Origin of the sequence: Vibrio sp. Vb1980 (assembly GCF_033338615.1) — a bacterium.
Taxonomy (GTDB): Bacteria; Pseudomonadota; Gammaproteobacteria; order Enterobacterales; family Vibrionaceae; genus Vibrio; species Vibrio alginolyticus.
The window spans coordinates 85,283-105,083 of record NZ_JAWOSZ010000001.1 but is presented as its reverse complement, the minus strand read 5'-3'; the positions used below and the strand labels follow the sequence as shown (position 1 = coordinate 105,083).

The window sequence follows — 19,801 nt, the reverse complement described above, 5'->3', positions numbered from 1 at the left end:
ACGCTCTCATGATCATGCTTCCTGTAAATAAGCAGAGACTAGTATTTACTTCTAAATATGAGCGACTTGAATGTATTTTAATCAGATGAGTGATATCTCATCAATATGGGCGCCAGAACGATAGATATATTGGCTCTTGATCATCGATCCGAGTATAAATAACATCACCAATGCACAATATAATCATCGTGAAGATCATTATTAAATACTGCATCTGTGGATAACCTGTAAAAACATCATGATCATCGTTTCAAGACTCTTTTGATCATCTTTTCATAACCTTAATGATCATGCTTACGAATAAATATGATCATGCTTTCAGGTTATTGTTGATCATACTTTCAGACTTCTTATGATCATAGTTCCGAAATACATGAAAATAATAGCCTTATAGAACAAAAGCTTAGCGAGAAACTTCAAGCCAGATCATTAGATCATATAATCAATTAAGATCAGATTAATCAAAAAGATCAGTTATTTAAAAAACAATCTTTTTTCTTTATTTATGATCTGTTTTTCTTTATTCTTCGGAACCATAGCACAACTACGGCTAGTGTGATCTGGATCTAAAATGACGGCTGATGAAAAAATTCTGATTAAAGCACCGAGAAGCCACAAAGATGGCCATCTTTTTGAGGTACATGAATCCTCTGCGGATTGGGTAGAGCAGTACCAACATTTCAAAGGGGTGACCAAAAGCATCTTAGAGTTGCTTAATCTGATCTCATTACGAGGCTTCAGCAGCAAGGATGGTTTGGTTTCAACCACAGAGATTGTGGAAGCAACAGATGGGCAACTCACACGTGCAGCTCTGCAACAACGTCTGCGCGCGGCAGTAAATATTGGTTTATTTACTCAAACACCAGTGCGTTTTGAAGAGGGACTTGCTGGTAAAACGATGCTACATAAATTTGTGAATCCCAATCAGCTTATATCTGTGTTGGGAGCAACAAGTCTTGTTACCGACAAAGTTCGCCAGAACGAGAAACAAAAACGTTCGAAAGCATTGGCTCAGACTCAAGTAAACAAACGTTTGTTGAATGAGCACGGGTTAAACACACCTCCCACGATGAAAGATGAAGCCGATCAATTTGTTGTATCTCCAACAAATTGGGCTGGGATCATTGACCAAGCACTTGCGCCCCCAAGAACTCGAAAAAGTTATCAGAAATCCATGGTGTCGATCTCTGGCACAAAAGCCGTTATCGAGACGCGATCATCCAAAAATATCATGACTGTGGATGATCTCATGACCCTGTTCGCTCTCTTCACGTTAACGGTTCAGTATCATGATCATCACAAAGATCAGTATCAGCTTGATGCGGCTCACGTACCAAACAAAACGCCGCTATACATCACTGATATTTTGTCGCTCAGAGGCAAAAAAGACAGTGGTCCAGCTCGTGATTCCATTCGCGATAGCATTGATCGCATTGAATTCACTGATTTTCAGCTCCATGAACTTACTGGACGTTGGCTAAGTGAAAACATGCCAGAGGGCTTCAAAAGTGATCGTTTTCGTTTTCTTGCACGAACCATCACAGCCTCTGAAGAGGCACCAGTGGAGGGTAGCGATGGTGAAATTCGTATCAAGCCAAACTTATATATTTTAGTTTGGGAACCTTCGTTTTATGAAGAGCTGTTAACACGCGATTATTTCTTCTTGTTTCCGCCAGAGATCTTGAAACAACATACTTTGGTGTTTCAACTGTACTCTTTCTTCCGTAGTCGCATGGTTCGTCGTCACACGGATTGCATGCTACTGAGTGAGTTAAACCAAAAACTTGCACGTAACATTGAATGGCGACGTTTCTCCATGGATCTGATCCGAGAACTAAAGCGTTTGTCTGATGGAAAAGGGAATGATGAGCTATTCGTCGTTAATTTGTGGGGTTATCACCTGACGATCGAAACCATGATCGAAAATGACAAAGTGATGGACTACCAGATCGACATCAAATGTGATGTCGAAGAGGTCTTACGTTACTCGCGAGCGCGAACGACCAACGCAGGAAAGCGTAACATGGCGCCTACGCTGCCAAATCCACTTCGTAATGAGATGGTAACCCGACAACAGCTTGAGGAGCTCTCAGGCATCATAGACGGCGAATTTGAGCCTATTCAACGCAAAGCACCGTCTCCAAGAGGAAATTTAGGGAGACGCGTGAAGCAAAGAAAGCATTTGGTAGAGATCAATGCTGATGAGATCACCATTACTCTATCTAAATACACCTCACCAGAGGCTCTAGAACGCAGTATAACGGCTTTGTCTGCGATGACAGGGCACTCGTATGCCTCAATCAAAGAAGAGTGCTCAGATTACATAGAGAAGCTCGATTGGCTAAGGGTGGGGGATGAGCCGATTCCTTATGAGACATTAAGTAAAACCGTCGAGCTGTTTAACACCCAGAACGATGTTAAGCATCTTACCATCGAGCGCTTGATTGCGGGGTTAGCGGTGCGTCGGAAAGTTTGTCGTCAAATCTTCGATGGTCACATGGATGAAATGGTATTTCGTGCCTTGGATGAAATGGCGATTTAAAAGTGTCGCTTGATGTGTATCAAGCTATAGGTGTGATGTATCGGTTTGAAATGTAACAATGTCTTTCGATGATAAAAAACAGACTTAACTCTTACAAACCACTGACATTAGAAGCCAAGCCTAATACTACTATTTATCCCGAATAGACAACCTTTTGTCCTTTCTGATGATTAATAGATTGGCTCATATTGTTACATTCATTCTGAATAGACTTCGCGAGTTTCTCCTCAGGAAACTCGCTTTTTTTTGCCTAAAATTCCGCTAATTAAGCCTTGATCATTTTTCCGGACTAATGAGGTAAACCTTGATCATGCTTCTTGGGTTCATTCCAATGTAATGAACGCATCAACGCAACATGTGATTCGATTAAGCTATGGGCTTGTTCCTGCCACTTGTTTTGATCACACTGCTGATTACAAAACTCTAACGCCACAACGGTGAGATGCTGAAGTCGTCTCAAACACCAATCTTTGATCAGAATATCAGTCGAGACTTGGCATGCTGCTTGTTCAAGCTTTGCACTCGTATAAAGCAAGGTTTGATATGCTTTCTGAGGGTCTTGGTAGCTTGCATGTTGAAACACGCGTAAACATCCATCCAACCAGCAAGCAATCGCTTTACTTTGAAGATCACTCAATTCGGGTCCAAACACGTCATCAGGCACCTGATATAAGATCGTTTCCAATTTTTCTACTTGATCATGTTTCCGCTGTTCGTACCACATGGCGATTTGATCTTGCCAAGTACTCAAATCCATTACGCTGCCTCAGTCCATTGTTTTACATAGTGATTTGGCCCTATTTGATCAAATTCGTCGACAATTATGCTGCTACGTTGACGAATTTCATCGGCATCTATCGAATAGTTTGGCTCATTTTTCACTAAGTTACCAAAAGGTAAGTCAGGATCAGGAACGGCAGAAATCAACAGCTTAGTATAAGGATGCTGTGGATTCTTAAGTATTGAATGAGTGTCGCCCCATTCAACGATTTGCCCTTTGTACATTACTGCGGTTTCTTCCGCGATGTAGTGCGCAGTCGCCAGATCATGTGTGATGTATAAAAAACCAATTCCCAGTTCTTGCTTCATTCGTTGCATTAAATTCAACACTCCCAAGCGAATAGAAACATCCAGCATAGACGTAGGCTCATCCGCAAGAATGATTTGCGAACCTACCGCTAAAGCCCTTGCTAAGTTTACTCGCTGACGTTGCCCACCACTGAGTTCGTGAGGGAACTTATTCAATGTCTCTTCAGGTAGTTCCACCAGCTTTAGAAGCTCTTCCAAGCGGGCTGGGATGTCGCGCTCGTTTTTGACTTGTTTATGAATTTTTAAAGGACGTGTTAGGTGATGGCGAATGGTATGAGTTGGATTGAGAGAGCCAAACGGATCTTGAAACACCATTTGTACTTTACTGCGATATTCTTGTAGAGCCGATCGTGACGTGATCTCATTTATGTCAGTGCCATTGAAAAGGATCTCGCCTTCCGTTGCAGGATAGACTTTGGTTATTAAACGAGCGCAAGTACTCTTACCGCAGCCTGACTCTCCAACCAAAGCCAAGGTTTTTCCTGCGTACAGATCAAAAGTCACTCCTTGAAGCGCACGAAAGGTTTCCTCTTTCGCTAAACCACCGCCCACTTTGAATTCTTTAATCACATTTTTCATTTGGATGATAGGCTGGCTCATGGTTACGCTCCTTGTAACTCTGGTTGTTTGTGGACGTCATGGATGTTTGGGAAAGAAGCCCATAGCTTTTGCGTGTAGGGGTGTTGAGGATGATTGCGTATATCGTATGCTCGATTGACTTCGACGATTTCTCCGTGACGCATGATTGCAATTCGATCACATAGTTGGCTCATGAGTGCCAGGTCATGAGTGATAAAGAGGACTGAAAAACCGAACTCATCTCTAAGCTGATAAATTTGCTGTAAAATTTCTCTCTGTACCACTACATCTAATGCTGTTGTGGGTTCATCCATAATGATCAGTTTTGGATTTAGAGACAAAGCAATGGCTATCACCAAGCGCTGACGCATTCCTCCTGAAAATTGATGAGGATATTCTGCTAAGCGTTCTCGAGGAATATTGACCAAGTCCAACAACTTTTCTGCTCTATCTTTTGCTTGAGCGTTAGTGAGGCCTTGATGGTGTCGTAACACATCTGCAAATTGCTCTTGTATCGTTAAGACAGGGTTGAGTGAGTTCATCGCGCTCTGGAACACCATGGCGATTTCACTCCACCTTAGAGCGGTCAGTTCAGAGTCTGAGATACTAAGGATATCTTTGCCATCAAACCATATTTTACCGCCAGAAATGAACGCTGGCGGCTTATGAAGACGATTTATTGAGAATGCGATTGTGCTTTTACCACATCCAGATTCACCGGCAAGACCAAATACTTCGCCTTTGCCGATATCAAAGCTGACGGACTTTACCGCATTAAAATCACCATTATCAGTGATGTAATCGACGCACAAATCTCGGATCTGGATGACCGGGTCATTGTGGTATGCATGACTTAAGTTAATACCATCCATATAAACACCTTATCAATCTAAAAGATAATTATTATCATTATCAGGTGTGGCGGTTTTTAGAAAGTATCAAGCTATGAATCAGTGAAGTGACTCGAAAGTTAGGTGAAACAGGAAGTGGTGTAATGCGTCGTTGATAAAACTAAAGAAGAGCAGAATTGAGAGCTAGATCAGCACACTTTTCGTAGGGGTAATTACTCAAATTTAATCGTAAATTTGTCCCTTGGCAAAACTTAAATGATGAATCTATTAAGGAGTTAACGAAAGGGCGGGAGGGGTCACATTTCCCTACAGTTTTTCTTACCACCTTGTTCCGGTTTTGCTATAGATTACGCATCGAAAACATGGTGTGTTCGGAGGAAATATGTCCATTAATTCTATCGACCATGACGAGATGACCAACATCGCTCACAAATGGGAATTACCTGATGAGGAAACCGTTGTGAAGCCAGAGAAAACAGTGAAATCAGCAGAAGCCAGAAGACGCATTGAAGCGTTACGTGAGATCCGTGAAAGTGGGTTGACCATTGAAGAAGCAAGGGAGCTTGGCTTGATACACTGATCGCCTCAGGTTGGTTTAGCAACCCATAGGGTAGTCGACGGACTGCCCTTTTTATTTTTTCACTCTATTACTCTCTTATTCAAAACCTCCATTTATCTGTCTTGCGCCTCAAAAGCACGAGTTTCACACTCACGTCCCGTCCCGAAGAAGTTTGACAATCTGACCTTGTGTTACTAGATATATCAGTAGCGATATGCTTTTTGTTGATTATCGCAACCACAAAGCAAGGAGCGCAAGTATGGTTGATCAAATCCTTTTTTATGAGCCCGATGAGCCCCACGGTTTTCTCTCAAATTTTTGCCATGCCCCAGTCAATATCTCCTCCCAAACTTGGCCCACCAGCGAACATTATTACCAAGCCCAAAAGTTTCTCGATGCTCAGTTGCAAAGTAAAATTCAGCACGCAAGCACCCCTGATGAAGCGTTTGCTTTAAGCCGTAAATACGAACACTTTGTCAGAAGCGATTGGGACGATATAAAGTTGGCTGTTATGGCTTTCATCGTTAGGGAAAAGTTTCTACAAAATCCACCATTAGCGCAGCAATTAATGAGAACGGGTAACGCTTGCCTAACAGAGCATTCTCATAAAGATGCCTTTTGGGGAGACGGGGGAGATGGTAAAGGAGAAAATCATCTAGGAGAGATTCTGATGAATGTGCGGGCAGAGCTGAGACATGTTGAGCCTTACAATCTCGTGAAGTTTATCGATAAAGCCAAATTGCCCACCCAGTGGGGCACATTTATGATGTACGGCTTTATTGAAGCCGCGACAAATAAAGAGCATCTTGCTCTGGTCTATGGTGAGCCAACAAAAAGTGCAGCTCCACTTATTCGGTTGCATTCGGAGTGTCTTACCGGAGATGCTCTATTTAGCACGCGTTGTGACTGTGGTTTTCAGCTTAATAGAGCGCTACAAAACATCGTCAAAGAGGGATGTGGCGTGCTGCTTTATTTACGTCAAGAAGGGCGTGGAATCGGCTTGATTAATAAAATTCGTGCCTATCACTTACAAGATGATGGCGCAGATACCGTGGAAGCAAATGAGCGTTTAGGTTTTGCCGCTGATATGCGTGATTACGCGTTCTGTAAAGGAATGCTAGAGCATTTGGGGATTGACGCTGTGCGTCTAATGACGAATAACCCACGCAAGCTCGCCGCCTTAAAAGCGGTTGATATTAACGTCATTGAACGAGTGCCATTACAAGAAGGGAATAACCCAAGTAATCAACATTACCTGCAAACCAAGGCGAGTAAATTGGGGCACATGTTTGATCCTAAGTTTGTTAACCACATTAAGTAAGTGCTACAGATTTCCCAGAAACAAAAACGCCAACGTATCATCGTTGGCGTTTTTGTTAATGAGTTGATTCATTGATACTTTTGAATGATTTCATCAATTTCCCCTGAGGTTTTTAATTCAACGAGTCGTGTATTGATGTAATTTTGAGTTTCTGGTTGCATTTGAGGTGAAAAAGCCAGGTAGATTGAGTAGTCAGGAATAACCGAGCTGAAAGGCTGTATCTGAAAATTCTCTAACGGCAAATTGAGTCGCTTTAAGTTGTAAAGGACTCGGGATTCCATCTCGACAAAAGCTGTATCTCCAGGGGTTCGGCTTATCACTCGGTATGCGGCGTTGTAGTCTTTCACACGCATTTCATTGACACTGCCATTTTCAAAGAACGGTGTTAAATTTGGATAATCAAACCCCAGCAGTAATACAATAGAACGACCATGCATGGTATCCATATTTTTGAATTCTAAAGGCTTCTCGCTACTCGACACCAGTACATGTTTTACAGTGTAAATGGGCTCCTCAGATAAATTTTCCGACTGCACCTTGCCCCAGTTCGGGCTGCCATAAGTTAACCAGTTTGGCTCAGCGCCTTCTTCCAATATGGAAATCATACGTTTAAATGGATAAGTATGATAATTCACTTGGTAATCCGACTCCGCGAAGATAGCGCTGACGATATCGGTCACAATTCCGGAGTGCATTTGTCCCTGTTGTTCAATTTGAAATGGTCGAGCTTGTTCAGCAATGACGTAATAGTTCACTTGATTTGCGGTCACATGAGAACTTACAACAATTAAGCTAAAAGCCAATCTAAGTAGAAGTCTTTTCATCGTATCCTCGATTATTATTTGTGCGTAGCTATATTTAGAGTAGCGCAAGTTTATCGGAGCGGTTTCATATGGATGAAAAAGAGCGATCTCAACGTCGTTTTAGTATCGGCAACCAACTTATGTTGGCGGTATTAACGTTGAGTTTAATCTTTACGGTCATCATTTCTACAGTGAGCTTATATCGAGTTTTTCACGAAGATTTAGCCCATTTAGATGTTGAATTAAAGCAGGTTGAGTCTAGCTATTTATCGAGCTTTTCTGCGAGTTTGTGGGTAGAGGATAGGGAGCTGTTGCTGACACAAGCTCAAGGTGCAATGCGTATGCCCTCGGTGGACTACTTACGTATTGCTAGTGAAGACGAAGTTATCATTGAATTAGGTTCGGCGCTTTCTGAGGATGTTGTCGAGAGAAGCTGGCCGATGCAGTATCGGGTCGGCGATAAAACGTATGATCTCGCGATATTAACGGTTCAATCGGATCTTAGCGCGATATATGAAGATCTTTGGCAGCAGTTCTTTTTTCTACTTACGACAGAAGCGATCAAAATTCTTGTCCTCATCATTGGTGTTCTTTGGGTGGCGTTTCGCTTGTTGGTCAATCCGTTACAATTGCTGTCTGGTGCGGTGAGCGATTTTCGTGGCGGTACAGTGCCGAGTAAAGTGACTCTCCCTAAACGATGGTGCTTTGATGAAGTGAGTGTTTTGGCAGAGAAATACAACCGAAGTGTTGAGAAAGTGAAAGAGCACCAGACTGAGTTAGAGGCTGAACGCGATAGGGCAGAAGTCGCTAATCGTAAGAAAAGTGAGTTTCTTGCCACTATGAGTCATGAGATCCGCACACCGATGAATGGCATTATTGGTGTGTCGTCGTTGCTCAATGACACCGACCTCGATCCCCAGCAAAAAGAGTTTGTAGAGATCATTGACAGTTCTTCTCACTCACTAATGACGATCATCGACGACATTTTGGACTTCTCTAAAGTTGAAGCTGGCAAAGTAGAGCTAGAATACACGAGCTATGATCTTCGCGAGCTACTTGACGATGTCATCAGTTTACATAGTGTCAAAGCCAAGCAGAAAAACTTACAGCTGCTCAGCGATATTGATCCTCACTTGCCAACGGAAGTGCAAGGTGATGCCACACGATTGAAACAAGTTCTGAACAATTTGTTGAGCAACGCGATTAAATTTACCGAGCGCGGCCATGTGAAGCTTCTTGTAGCGTTATCTCGACTTGATGGAGAGACCGCTCATATCCGGTTTCGAGTTGTGGATTCTGGTATTGGTATTGCGAAAGAGCACCAACAAGCAATCTTCGAACGCTTCCAACAAGCTGATGGTAGTACCACCAGAAAGTATGGTGGGACAGGGCTTGGTTTGGCGATAGCTGCACAGTTGGTTAACTTGATGGGAGGGGAAATACAACTAACAAGTGAGCTTGGGCTGGGAAGCTGTTTTGAATTTTCGATTCCTGTTGCTGTAATAAATGCGCAATCGACCTATACCGACCAACTTAATGTATTAGATTTCCGGAAAGCGGAAGACAACGAAATCAGCCCTCAAGATAATGATAAACCTTGGGTATTGGTTGTTGAAGATACCATCGTCAATCAGAAGGTAGTTCGCATCATGTTAGAAAAACTGGGTGTGCGAGTGAGTGTCGCCAACCATGGCGAAGAAGCATTGCAGCTGTGTGATCAGCAGCCTTTCGATTTGATTTTTATGGACTGCCAAATGCCTGTGATGGATGGGTTTATTGCTACGGAGCGAATTCGAAAAATGGGAGAGTGGGGGAAACACGTTCCAATTATTGCGCTAAGTGCCAATGTCATTAAAGAGGATCAGCAACATTGCTTCGATGTCGGGATGAACGAGTTCGTGGCTAAACCCGTTACCAAGACTCGATTACAACAAATATTCGAACAGCATTTACCAAAAGCACTGAAAATCAGCGCTGTGCCTAAATAGTTAACTTGAAATCGATCAAGTTAAGTGCGTTTCTATTCTGTAATTGTAACTCTGTGTGATATAGTGCCCGGCTAGTATTTAAAGTACCTTGAGGCTGTGAATGTCGTTTAATCTATCCCTATTGCCGCCTGACGAAAAAAACAAAATCGAACTGGATAAGCAGGCGTCGTTTTTGGTTTGGAAGCTCAGAGAGGCCAAATCTGGTCCTGAAGCAATAGAAGAACAGTTGTCCAAGATTAACGATGCTGATGAAAAGGCGTTTTTCCAGCAATCGGTCGAAAAGTACAAACGAGTAATGGGTGTCGCTTAACGCGAACCGTGGCAATGGTTCAATCCAATGCGACGAATGAGGTAACCTCCCTATTCCTTTGCTAAGCGAAATTGAAAAGGTTTCGCTTTTTGCTAAAATCCTTCGCATTAAATTTGAATTTAGAGAGACATCCCGATGGGAAGAAGTTTTGAAGTGCGCAAAGCCTCTATGGCGAAAACTGCAGGCGCGAAAATTAAAGTTTATTCCAAATACGGTAAAGAAATTTACATGTGCGCGAAAAACGGTGGTGGTGATCCAGACATGAACTTGTCTTTGAAACACCTGATCGCAAAAGCGAAAAAAGACCAAGTTCCTGCGCACGTTATCGATAAAGCGATCGACAAAGCGAACGGTGGCGGTGGTGAAGACTACACTCCAGCACGTTACGAAGGCTTCGGCCCTGGCGGTACTAGCGTTATCGTTGACTGTCTAACAGACAACGGCAACCGTACTTTCCAAGATGTACGCCAATGCTTTGTGAAAGTCGGTGCGAAAATTGGTGTTGAGGGCTCGGTTTCTCACATGTTCGATCACCAAGCGGTATTCCAGTTCAAAGGCGACGATGATGAAATCATCCTAGAAACGCTAATGATGGAAGACGTAGACGTTACTGACGTTGAGCTAGAAGACGGTGTTATCACTGTATTCGCACCTCACACAGAATTCTTCAAAACAAAAACTGCGCTTAACGGTGCATTCCCAGATCTAACGATCGATGTTGAAGAAATCACATTCGTTCCGCAAACTCATACGCCTGTATCGGGTGAAGATGCTGAGAAATTCCAGAAATTCCTAGATCTTCTAGATGACTGTGATGATGTTCAGCAGGTTTACCACAACGCAGAGCTGTAATTAATTCGCTCATATCGTTGTAAAAAGGCTTCCTTAGGGAAGCCTTTTTTGATCGCTTTTTCTCAAGCAACGCTATGCGTTACGATATTTGGAATAACACAGCGACATGATTACACCAAAACAGATACCTTGAGTTAGCATCGCCGTGCCGCCATAGCTAAAGAAGGGAAGTGGGCTACCCATTACTGGCAACAAGCCACTCACCATGCCCGTATTGATAAAAGCATACAGAAAAAAGCTCATCGCTAATGCGCCACTTACCAGCCGACTAAAAAAGTGGTCAGACTGACATGCAAGCAACATAACGCGTGCAGTAATAAACAAGTACAATGCGAGTAAGACTAAACTGCCAACAAAGCCCCATTCTTCCGCATAGGTCGAAAAAATAAAGTCCGTATGACTTTCTGGAATAAAGCCAAGTGTTCCCTGCGTTGCATTCATCCAACCTTTGCCTTTCATACCGCCTGAGCCAATCGCAATCAAAGATTGGATGATTTGGTAGCCCGAACCCAGTGGATCGGACTCAGGGTGCAAGAACTGTGTTACACGGCTCTTTTGATAGGTTTCCATAACGAAGAACCATAAAATAGGTGCTAACGTTAAAATGCTCGCAATAAACCCGCATATTATTTTCCAGCTCATGCCAGCCAAAAACAAAACGAACAATGCATAAATGACGGTAAAAACTGCACCGTCTAAATCCGGTTGTAGCGCGATTAACCCGGCAGGAATCATTGTAATAAGTAAGCAAAACGCAATTTTCCGACTGTCTGGTCGACCTCCTTCAATATGCAGCATCCAGGCGATCATGATTGGAATGGAAAGTTTGATTAGCTCAGACGGTTGAAAGCGGAAGAAGCCGATATCGAGCCAACGTTGAGAGCCATTGGTGCTATCACCAAATAAAGCGACAGCAAGTAGCAGAGCAACCGCAATAATGTAGAGATATGGAGCTGAGCGCTGATAGCTGGACGCTGGAATCGAGGACATGACCAAGATACAAACTAATGTCAGTCCGCAGCGCGCCAAATGTTTGAAGAGCATCGCCTCATTAAAGCTACTGGCACTCCAGAGAGTGAGCGAACTTAACAGCATGATCGGAATGATCGCCATTAGCAGTGGCAAATCAACTCTTGGGAAATAACGCTTATTCATTTTCAACGACCTAATAACGCACCTATTTTGAGTGCGAAAACAACTAAAACTCGAAGAGTTCAAACTATTCCGATGCTAAGAATCTCGATTTCGAAACAACAGACACCATGCAAAGGTGTGTAAGAAAGGAGAGTGCGACACTGTCTGTTATGGGTAGCTGTGGGATGGATAAATACACTAGCCTCAGATTTTAAGCCAGTGTTTTTATTGTGACTGCCGTAAAAATGTAGAGTTACGAATGAGCGGAATTGTATTTTCTGTTTAAGTGAATGTCATTCATCCTCTCTCAATACCATTCACTCTGCATAACTGCCATTGGTCGCATGCAAAAGCAGCGTGCGATCTTCTCCCTTAATCTGAAACCATCAAATCACGTTCAACTAAGGACAGTACATGATGGTTTCTCAATCTCGCTCAATCAAAGCTCTTAAACTGGCAAGTACGTTTATCGCCGCATTTGCACTTAGCAGCAATCTGGCTCTGGCTAACCCAAGCGAGCGCACACTCAGTCAATTCAACCAAGCAGCACAGGGTGACTCTGGCTTAGTTGATACTGTTTATGGCGAACTATCCAAACAACTCGAAGAGCAGGGCGCAACGCCGGTGACCTTGGTTTACTTGGGCAGTGCGGAGACGTTGCAAGGTCGTGAGGCGTTTATGCCTTGGAACAAGATGAAGTTCACCGAGCGCGGTCTTGCCACAATCCAAAAAGGCTTGGATTTAATGGCGAATCAGCCAGTACCACTGCAAGAGCAACAACGCTTACAAGGCTTGCCGGAATACCAGCTAGCTACCGCCATGGCAGCTACTACGTTTACCTCTCTGCCTGACATGTTCAATCACTTTGAGCGTGGCTACGAGCTGTACCTTTCTCTGCTCGATGAACCGAGTTTTAGCCAACAACCTTTCGCGGCAACGTCTTGGATTTATCGCTACGCCATTGAAGCTGCATTGCGTGCTGAAGATGTTCAACAAGCCAAAATATGGTTAGCGCAAATGGAGCAGTTAGGTGATAGCAATCTAGAAACGCAAACCGCGAAAGCGTTGCTAGCCAAGTATTAGGGAGGCGTCATGATCGTTTTTAATCAACTTAGCCGCGATTACGCCCTTGGTAGCCAAACCGTGCGTGCATTGCGAGACGTGTCTGGTGAAGTGTTTGCCGGCGAAATGGTGGCATTATGCGGGCCGTCTGGCTCAGGCAAAAGCACCTTACTTAATGTGCTTGGCATGCTGGATACTCAATACCAAGGTCAGGTGACATTTGCAGGCAGCCCATACCCAACCGGACAAATGCAGGCGGCGAAAATGCGCCGTGAAAAGCTTGGCTTTGTGTTCCAAAAATTCAATCTTGTGCCTGTGATGACAGCGTTGGAGAACGTGGCGTATCCGCTGCATCTCAACGGTTTTTCAAAAGCGGAACAAACCGAGCTCGCCACACAAATGCTAGAGCACGTTGGCTTGGGCGAGTTTATTCATCATATGCCCGATAACTTGTCGGGCGGTCAGCAGCAGCGTGTGGCAATTGCACGCGCCTTAGTGCACAAACCAGCACTGGTGATTGCTGATGAGCCAACCGCAAGTCTTGATAGCCAAACTGCCAACAAGGTCATCGACATTATGAAAGGGCTCGGACACGAGCTAGGCACCACTTTTATTGTCGCCACACACGACCCTCGTATGGCATCCCGTTGTGACCGCACCATTGAGTTGGTGGATGGCAAAATCACCCAAACGCACGCAAGTGTGGAGGAGGTTTCATGGGCAAGCTAATTCCAGTTTCCGTTCGCCTTGCTTGGTTGAACCTGCAACGCAATCGCCGTCGCAGTTTGTTGTCGATGCTGATCATTGCCATTGCCGTGTTTGCGTTAACCAGTGCGGGCGGTTTTGGTCTATACACCTACGACAGTTTGAAAGAGTCGACAGCGCGTGACACGGGGCATCTGACGTTAACCACGCCGGGTTATTTCGCTAAAGAAGAAGAGATGCCGCTGAGTAACGGGTTAACTCATGCCGACGACATCACCAAGCAATTGATTGGGTTGAATGAAGTGCGAGGCGTGCAGCCACGAGTTGAGTTCAGCGGTTTGATTTCCAACGGCAACAAGTCATCGATCTTTATCGGCATTGGTGTTAACGAGCGCGAATTCGATATGAAAGGACCGTTTTTGGATGTGCGCGAAGGGCAGACGTTGTCCAACATTCATGCATCGCGTTATGACTCAACAGAGCCAGAAGTGATGCTTGGCGTTGATTTGGCGAACAACCTAAGCGTGCACGTTGGCGATTGGATTACCTTGCTGGCGACCACAACCGACGGTGCATTGAATGCGTATGACTTCAAAGTTCGTGGCATCTATTCAACCGGCGTGCCTGAGCTTGATAAACGCCAGTTGTACGTGCACATCAACAGCGCGCAATCGCTGCTCGGTTCAGACAAAGTCAGTGCGTTATCTGTCTTCCTATTCGATACCAGTTTAACTAACCAAGTCGAGCAACAAGTGGCTTCGGTTTTGAGTAAGCAAAAGCAGAACTTTGGTGACCAAGATATTGAGATTACGCCTTGGCAAGAACGTGCGTTCTTCTACCTCAAAGTGAAAGATTTGTACGACCGTATCTTCGGCATCATGGGCGCAGTAATGGCGTTGGTGGTCTTTGTTGCGCTGTTCAACACCATGACCATGTCGGTCACCGAGCGTACACGTGAAATCGGCACCTTGTCAGCACTTGGTAGCTACCCTCGCGAAATCATTGCTGGGTTCTTGCGCGAAGCAGGGTTGCTTGCGGTTATTGGCAGCTTAATTGGCGCTTTGTTTACTGGGTTAGTTACCGTCTTACTGATGGTCGTGGATGTGCAAATGCCGCCACCGCCAGGACGCACAGAAGGTTACCCATTAACGATTTACTTCTCTTGGGAGCTAGTAGCTATAGCAGGATTTGCAGTATTGATGATTTGTTTGGTTGCGGCGTTTTTCTCGGCACGCAAAGGGGTGAACAAGCCAATTACGGAGGCACTGATTTATGTTTAATTTCAAATCACTATTACCAATTGCATTGCTGACGGTAACTGGCGTTGCAAGCATGAATGTCAGTGCGAATGAAACAGCACTAGATGCACAGCAAGTTGCGCAATTGATTGAAAAAGCCGACAGCTACCGCTTGCAAGATGATTCCTCCAAAGTGGTGTCACTGGTGCGCTTATATCAAGACCAAGAGTTAGATAAAACCCGTCTTTACCACGTGTACACGCGTCCAAATCGTGAATCGCTGGTGGTGTTCAAATCAGCAGTCGAAGCTGGGCAAAAGATGCTGATGATGGGCGACAACTACTGGCTGCAAATGCCAAAGAGCCGCCGTCCGATTCGCATTACGCCAATGCAGAAGCTGCTTGGTGAAGCGTCTATCGGCGACATCTCAACCCTGACGTGGAGTCAAGATTATCAAGGTGAATGGAAAGCGACAGAAACCGTTTCGGTGAACGGAGAGAGTGTTGCGGCTTATCACCTTGCCTTAACCGCGAAAACCAAAGGGGCAAGCTATCAGAAGATCGATTTGTGGTTGTCTGAGCAAGATGCGTTTCCAATTAAAGCTGATCTTTACTTGCGCTCTGGCAAACTCGCCAAGCAAGCGCAATACGGACGTGCAAGCGATAACGGTGAAGACTACGTCAGTGAGATGACCTTGCTTGATAGCATTCAGCCGAGCAAAAAGACCGTTATCGAGTATCAAGAAATCGTGCCTTGGCAGCTGGATAACAAGTTCTACAACCCAAGTTATTTGCCAAAAGCTAACACGACTCAGCTTTAGTCTGAGCTTCGTAAATAGAACCATAAAAACGAGCAAGGAAGTCACATGAAACCGCACCAGCCTAACCTTAACAAAAGCACCAGTTTGTTGATTGCTGCGTCGTTGTGTGTGGGCGCAGCAGCCCCAGTTTTTGCCAATGATGAGCTGAGTTTTGAGTGGGATTGGGCTGTCAGCTACGAAACTGCCAAGCAGCGTGATAGCTCATTTATGCAAGCGCAGGGCAGTTCTCGTGATTCACTTAATGCACTGTTGGATGTACAGGTGAATTATCACAACTTCAGTGGCTTGTTTGCTCTGTACAGCCAAGGTTTGTACCTCAATCAACAAGGAAAGAGTGATTGGTGGAGTGAAGCTGATAACCAATTGCTGATTCGAGAGCTGGCTTGGCTAGGGGAGTGGCAAGTCGGTGATACCACTCTTGATGTGAGCTTAGGTAAGTTGCGCGTGGATTGGGGCGTGGGTTATGGCTACCGACCTTTGGATCTGTTTAAGCCTTATCGACAAAATCCTGTTGGCATAGTCGCAGAAGAGGGTGCGGGTGTGTTTTCACTCTCTCGCTACGATATGGCAGGCGAGTGGACGGTGATTGCAACGGATTCAAGCTGGGGGCAACAAGACCAGAGTGCTCTTGATCAAGCCGCAGAGCAGCAAGGTGTTGGTATTCGTCGTTATGCACTGGTGGGTGACACCGAGTATCAACTTATTGGTTATTACGATGATGTGCGCCGAGGTTTACTCGGAGCCAGTGCCATTGCCGTGTGGGATGAATCCATCGCTATGCACGGTTCCATGCTGTGGCAAAAGCAAAGTGTCGGCTATCAGTTTCAGCAGGATGATCTTTACCAACCCGTTTCGGTTGAGGAGCAGGGCAGCGCATTCCAAGCCTTAATTGGGTTGAATTGGGCAAACCAAGCCGGGCACAACGTGATTGCTGAATATTGGTACGACAGCCGTGCATGGTCGAAAAGCGAATGGCAACAAGCAATAGAGCGTGGCGAATTACTCTCTCAGATCCCTGATCCTAACAACTCTCTGTTGGCTAGCAGCGCTCTACTTGCGACAAGCTACGCCCAAGGGTTTCAGCATGCCAATATCGTTCAGCATAACGTAATGTTGCACTGGAGTTGGGATTTGGAAGCATGGGCTGCATGGAACGGCAAAGCGGATATGGGCTGGCTAAGTGATGTAACCCCCACGTTGGATGTGATGCTGTCGCCACAAGATGGTGGTGTGATTGTCACGCAGTGGCTTAACTACCAATGGATTGATACTGGCGATCAAAGTGTAGAAGTGGAAGTTGCCGCACGCTTTTTAACCGGAGACGACCAATCTGCTTACGCACAAATCAATGATAAGCATATGATTGTATTTAACATCAAAGGGAAATTCTAAATGTGTTCAGCAAAATCAGTGGTGAAAAGTGGATGGCCGCGTAGCTTATTAGTGACCACGGCATTTTGTCTCTTTATCGCAGCAATGACGCTCTCGGTTTGGGGCGGTCCATTTTACATTCATGTAGCGGTTAGCTTTGGATTTGGCTATTCGGCTATCTTCTTCTCATGGTTGATTGACCGTTTGTTTCCAACCATCCCGCGTATGATAGAAGTGGTGTGTTCGCTTGTTGCCTGTTTATTGTTTGGGGTGATTAATGCGCAATTTTGGCTCGGAGAGTATTTTGGTATCTCCGATATGATCCCTGTTGGCTTAATGGGATTACTGTTTAGCGGTATGTGTTATTTCTATTTTTACTCGCGTGAGAAAGAGGCGGTTGCTCAACGAGAGTTGGAAGCCATCAAGCGCGAGAAAGCAGAGCAAGATCGTGCGCTGTTGCTGAGTCAGCTTAAGCAGATGCAAAGCCAGATTGAACCGCATTTCTTATTCAATACCTTGGCAAATATCAGTGCGCTCATGTCGCAAGATGTCGATAAAGCCAAGCTAATGCTAGAACAGTTAACCGCGCTGCTGCGTGCGACGCTCAAAAGCTCACGCGAAGAACACACCACCATAGACAATGAAACGGCGTTACTTGAGGCTTACTTAGGCATCCAACAAACTCGTTTGGGTGATCGACTCAGTTACAAGATTGAGGTGGAAGAAGGGCTAGGCAGAACCGAATTACCGCCGATGATGCTCCAACCTTTAATCGAAAACGCCATCATCCATGGTATTGAGCCGAAGCGAGAAGGCGGCGAAATCAGTTTGCTCATCAAGCGTGAACGACAGAACTTGAAGATTGAAGTCAGAGACACGGGTGTTGGCTTGAATCATGTTAGTGGGCACATGGGCTCTGGCGTCGGTTTAAGTAACCTCAAGCAGCGAGTTGAAGCTTTGTTCGCAGGGCAAGGAGAGGTTTCTATCAGTGAGTCTGCTCAGGGTGGTGTTTGTGTTCGCCTGAGTTGGCCAATGGAATCGTAATCAAGGAAGAAAGGAATGAATACAGGGTTTACTGCCATTATTGCTGATGATGAACCGCTATTGAGGCATCATCTTGATAAAAGCCTAGCTGAAGTGTGGCCAGAGCTAGAGGTGATAGCCAAAGTCGCCGATGGTGAACAAGCGTTGCAAGCCATTGAGCAAAGCCAACCTGATATTGCGTTTCTCGATATTCGTATGCCAGTTTTGGATGGCATGACATTGGCGCAAAAACTCAATCAACTCGCCAATCCACCTTTGATTGTGTTTGTTACTGCGTACGATGATTACGCCATCAAAGCCTTTGAACAAAATGCCGCCGATTATTTGCTTAAGCCTATCTCGGATGAGCGCCTCCTGACGACGTGTGAAAGAGTGAAAGCACGCCTTGCTAAGCGAGAGCAACAAAGCAGTAATGTGCAGATGAGCAGCCTGTTAGAACAGTTGCAGCAATTATCCGCGCCACAAACGCCGCAATATCTTCAGTGGATCAAAGCGACGCAAGGGGAAGATATTCATCTGATTGCTACGTCTGATGTATTGTATTTCAAAGCGGAAGAAAAATACGTTTCTGTGTATGCCCAACAAGGACAAGGCAAAGTGCAGGAGTATTTGATTCGCACCTCGTTGAAAGAGTTGATAGGGCAGCTTAACCCAGAACAGTTCTGGCAAGTACACCGTTCAAGCGTTGTGCAAGTGTGCAAAATTAGCAAAGTAAACAAAGACTTTGCTGGAAGAATGTTTGTTCACGTTGGAGAAACTAAGCTCGCTGTGAGCCGTGCATCTCAAAGTTTGTTCAAAGGGATGTAATCGCTAGAACTGCTCACTCTTTACACTGTAAACTCGCTGCTCATTTGTTTCAGCAACAAAAACAAAAAGCGCCTAAGTCATCTGACATTAGGCGCTTTTGTCGTTTTATAGCGACGATTTCTCCGAAGAGGCGAATGGGCTTATTCGCTGATCGTCACTTTCTCGATAATGATTGGATCGCATGGCACATCATCGTGACCAAGTTTAGAGGTCGTTTTCACTTTCGCGATGCGATTTACGACATCCATACCTGCGGTCACTTTACCAAACACGGCGTAGCCCCAGCCTAGGTTGGTGGTTGCGGTGTGGTCTAGGAAATCATTGTCTTCCAAGTTAATGAAGAACTGTGCCGTTGCAGAGTGCGGTGCATCGGTACGTGCCATTGCGATAGTGCCAACAAGATTCTTTAGACCACGGTTTGCTTCGTTCGCGATCGGTGCGCGTGTTGGCTTTTCTGCCATGTCTTCGGTATGACCGCCACCTTGGATCATAAAGCCGTCGATAACGCGGTGGAAAATGGTGCCGTCGTAGAAGCCATCTTCACAGTATTTTTTGAAGTTCTTTGAGCTAACTGGCGCTCGTTCTAGGTTCAATTCAATTTCGATGTCACCGAAATTGGTGGTCATAATAATCATCTTGTTTGCCCTTGTGGGTGCTAAGTTGGCGGCATTATAGCTAAGTCGCATTATGATAGCAGAAATAAAAACAGCGACGTTTTGGCGTCGC

Annotated in this window: 19 protein-coding genes; 13 read left to right on the top strand and 6 right to left on the bottom strand. The window is 44.9% G+C overall.

The genetic code is table 11. The features are described from left to right. Positions 1-571: 571 nt before the first annotated feature. A complete protein-coding gene (locus R7F64_RS00535; protein WP_053308016.1) occupies positions 572-2,542 on the top strand; it encodes a replication initiator protein RctB domain-containing protein in 1,971 nt (656 codons plus the stop codon). 289 nt (positions 2,543-2,831) lie between these two features. Here the strand turns inward: R7F64_RS00535 and R7F64_RS00530 are convergent, their stop codons facing one another. Genes R7F64_RS00530 through R7F64_RS00520 form a run of 3 tightly spaced genes read right to left on the bottom strand, consistent with a single transcriptional unit; the run spans position 2,832 to position 5,082 of the window. Next, on the bottom strand, positions 2,832-3,299 hold the full coding sequence (locus R7F64_RS00530) for a hypothetical protein (protein ID WP_047102478.1): 468 nt from the start codon (positions 3,297-3,299) through the stop codon (positions 2,832-2,834). Continuing rightward, a complete protein-coding gene (locus R7F64_RS00525; RefSeq protein ID WP_017821873.1) occupies positions 3,299-4,231 on the bottom strand; it encodes an ATP-binding cassette domain-containing protein in 933 nt (310 codons plus the stop codon). Before R7F64_RS00525 ends, R7F64_RS00530 begins: the two co-directional genes overlap by 1 nt. Before the next feature lie 2 nt (positions 4,232-4,233). Continuing rightward, positions 4,234-5,082, bottom strand: coding sequence for an ABC transporter ATP-binding protein (locus tag R7F64_RS00520; protein ID WP_005374497.1), 849 nt, complete (start codon positions 5,080-5,082; stop codon positions 4,234-4,236). A gap of 361 nt (positions 5,083-5,443) precedes the next feature. Between R7F64_RS00520 and R7F64_RS00515 the strand changes: the two genes are divergently transcribed. Further along, positions 5,444-5,641 carry a PA3496 family putative envelope integrity protein gene (locus R7F64_RS00515; RefSeq protein ID WP_005374493.1) on the top strand — a complete coding sequence of 66 codons (198 nt, stop codon included), beginning with the start codon at positions 5,444-5,446 and terminating at the stop codon, positions 5,639-5,641. A 238-nt stretch (positions 5,642-5,879) separates the two neighbouring features. Further along, positions 5,880-6,941, top strand: a complete 1,062-nt coding sequence (ribA, locus tag R7F64_RS00510; RefSeq protein WP_005374492.1) for a GTP cyclohydrolase II — start codon at positions 5,880-5,882, stop codon at positions 6,939-6,941. 68 nt (positions 6,942-7,009) lie between these two features. Here the strand turns inward: ribA and R7F64_RS00505 are convergent, their stop codons facing one another. Continuing rightward, the gene (locus tag R7F64_RS00505; protein WP_005383196.1) at positions 7,010-7,765 is read right to left on the bottom strand and encodes a substrate-binding periplasmic protein; all 756 of its coding nucleotides are present in this window, start codon (positions 7,763-7,765) and stop codon (positions 7,010-7,012) included. Between the two features lie 68 nt (positions 7,766-7,833). Here R7F64_RS00505 and R7F64_RS00500 point away from each other — a divergent pair, with 68 nt between their 5' ends. The 3 genes from R7F64_RS00500 (at position 7,834) to R7F64_RS00490 (ending at position 10,894) form a co-directional block, all read left to right on the top strand. Then, positions 7,834-9,732 carry an ATP-binding protein gene (locus R7F64_RS00500; RefSeq protein ID WP_042522309.1) on the top strand — a complete coding sequence of 633 codons (1,899 nt, stop codon included), beginning with the start codon at positions 7,834-7,836 and terminating at the stop codon, positions 9,730-9,732. A gap of 100 nt (positions 9,733-9,832) precedes the next feature. After that, a complete protein-coding gene (locus tag R7F64_RS00495) occupies positions 9,833-10,042 on the top strand; it encodes a DUF3283 family protein (RefSeq protein WP_005374484.1) in 210 nt (69 codons plus the stop codon). A 135-nt stretch (positions 10,043-10,177) separates the two neighbouring features. Beyond that, positions 10,178-10,894, top strand: coding sequence for a YebC/PmpR family DNA-binding transcriptional regulator (locus R7F64_RS00490; protein WP_005374482.1), 717 nt, complete (start codon positions 10,178-10,180; stop codon positions 10,892-10,894). Between the two features lie 72 nt (positions 10,895-10,966). On the opposite strand, the gene rodA is transcribed toward R7F64_RS00490, so the two are convergent. Continuing rightward, a complete protein-coding gene (gene rodA, locus R7F64_RS00485; RefSeq protein ID WP_017821057.1) occupies positions 10,967-12,049 on the bottom strand; it encodes a rod shape-determining protein RodA in 1,083 nt (360 codons plus the stop codon). 393 nt (positions 12,050-12,442) lie between these two features. Between rodA and R7F64_RS00480 the strand changes: the two genes are divergently transcribed. The 7 genes from R7F64_RS00480 to R7F64_RS00450 are packed head-to-tail and all read left to right on the top strand — an operon-like array spanning position 12,443 to position 19,075. Then, entirely contained in the window at positions 12,443-13,111 is a 669-nt protein-coding gene (locus tag R7F64_RS00480; protein ID WP_005383200.1) for a hypothetical protein, read from the top strand. Between the two features lie 9 nt (positions 13,112-13,120). Beyond that, positions 13,121-13,819, top strand: a complete 699-nt coding sequence (locus tag R7F64_RS00475; protein WP_005374479.1) for an ABC transporter ATP-binding protein — start codon at positions 13,121-13,123, stop codon at positions 13,817-13,819. Beyond that, positions 13,807-15,075, top strand: a complete 1,269-nt coding sequence (locus tag R7F64_RS00470) for an ABC transporter permease (protein WP_017821056.1) — start codon at positions 13,807-13,809, stop codon at positions 15,073-15,075. The genes R7F64_RS00475 and R7F64_RS00470 overlap by 13 nt, the downstream gene beginning before the upstream one ends. Continuing rightward, complete coding sequence (locus tag R7F64_RS00465; protein WP_017821055.1) at positions 15,068-15,853, top strand: outer membrane lipoprotein-sorting protein; 786 nt, start codon at positions 15,068-15,070, stop codon at positions 15,851-15,853. The genes R7F64_RS00470 and R7F64_RS00465 overlap by 8 nt, the downstream gene beginning before the upstream one ends. Before the next feature lie 45 nt (positions 15,854-15,898). Next, positions 15,899-17,245, top strand: a complete 1,347-nt coding sequence (locus R7F64_RS00460) for a hypothetical protein (protein ID WP_318071360.1) — start codon at positions 15,899-15,901, stop codon at positions 17,243-17,245. Continuing rightward, positions 17,246-18,268 carry a sensor histidine kinase gene (locus tag R7F64_RS00455; protein WP_017821053.1) on the top strand — a complete coding sequence of 341 codons (1,023 nt, stop codon included), beginning with the start codon at positions 17,246-17,248 and terminating at the stop codon, positions 18,266-18,268. A gap of 15 nt (positions 18,269-18,283) precedes the next feature. Beyond that, complete coding sequence (locus R7F64_RS00450) at positions 18,284-19,075, top strand: LytR/AlgR family response regulator transcription factor (RefSeq protein WP_047102486.1); 792 nt, start codon at positions 18,284-18,286, stop codon at positions 19,073-19,075. 140 nt (positions 19,076-19,215) lie between these two features. On the opposite strand, the gene R7F64_RS00445 is transcribed toward R7F64_RS00450, so the two are convergent. Beyond that, positions 19,216-19,710 (bottom strand): peptidylprolyl isomerase, encoded by a 495-nt coding sequence (locus R7F64_RS00445; RefSeq protein WP_005374458.1) that lies wholly within the window; start codon positions 19,708-19,710, stop codon positions 19,216-19,218. Between the last annotated feature and the right edge of the window lie 91 nt (positions 19,711-19,801).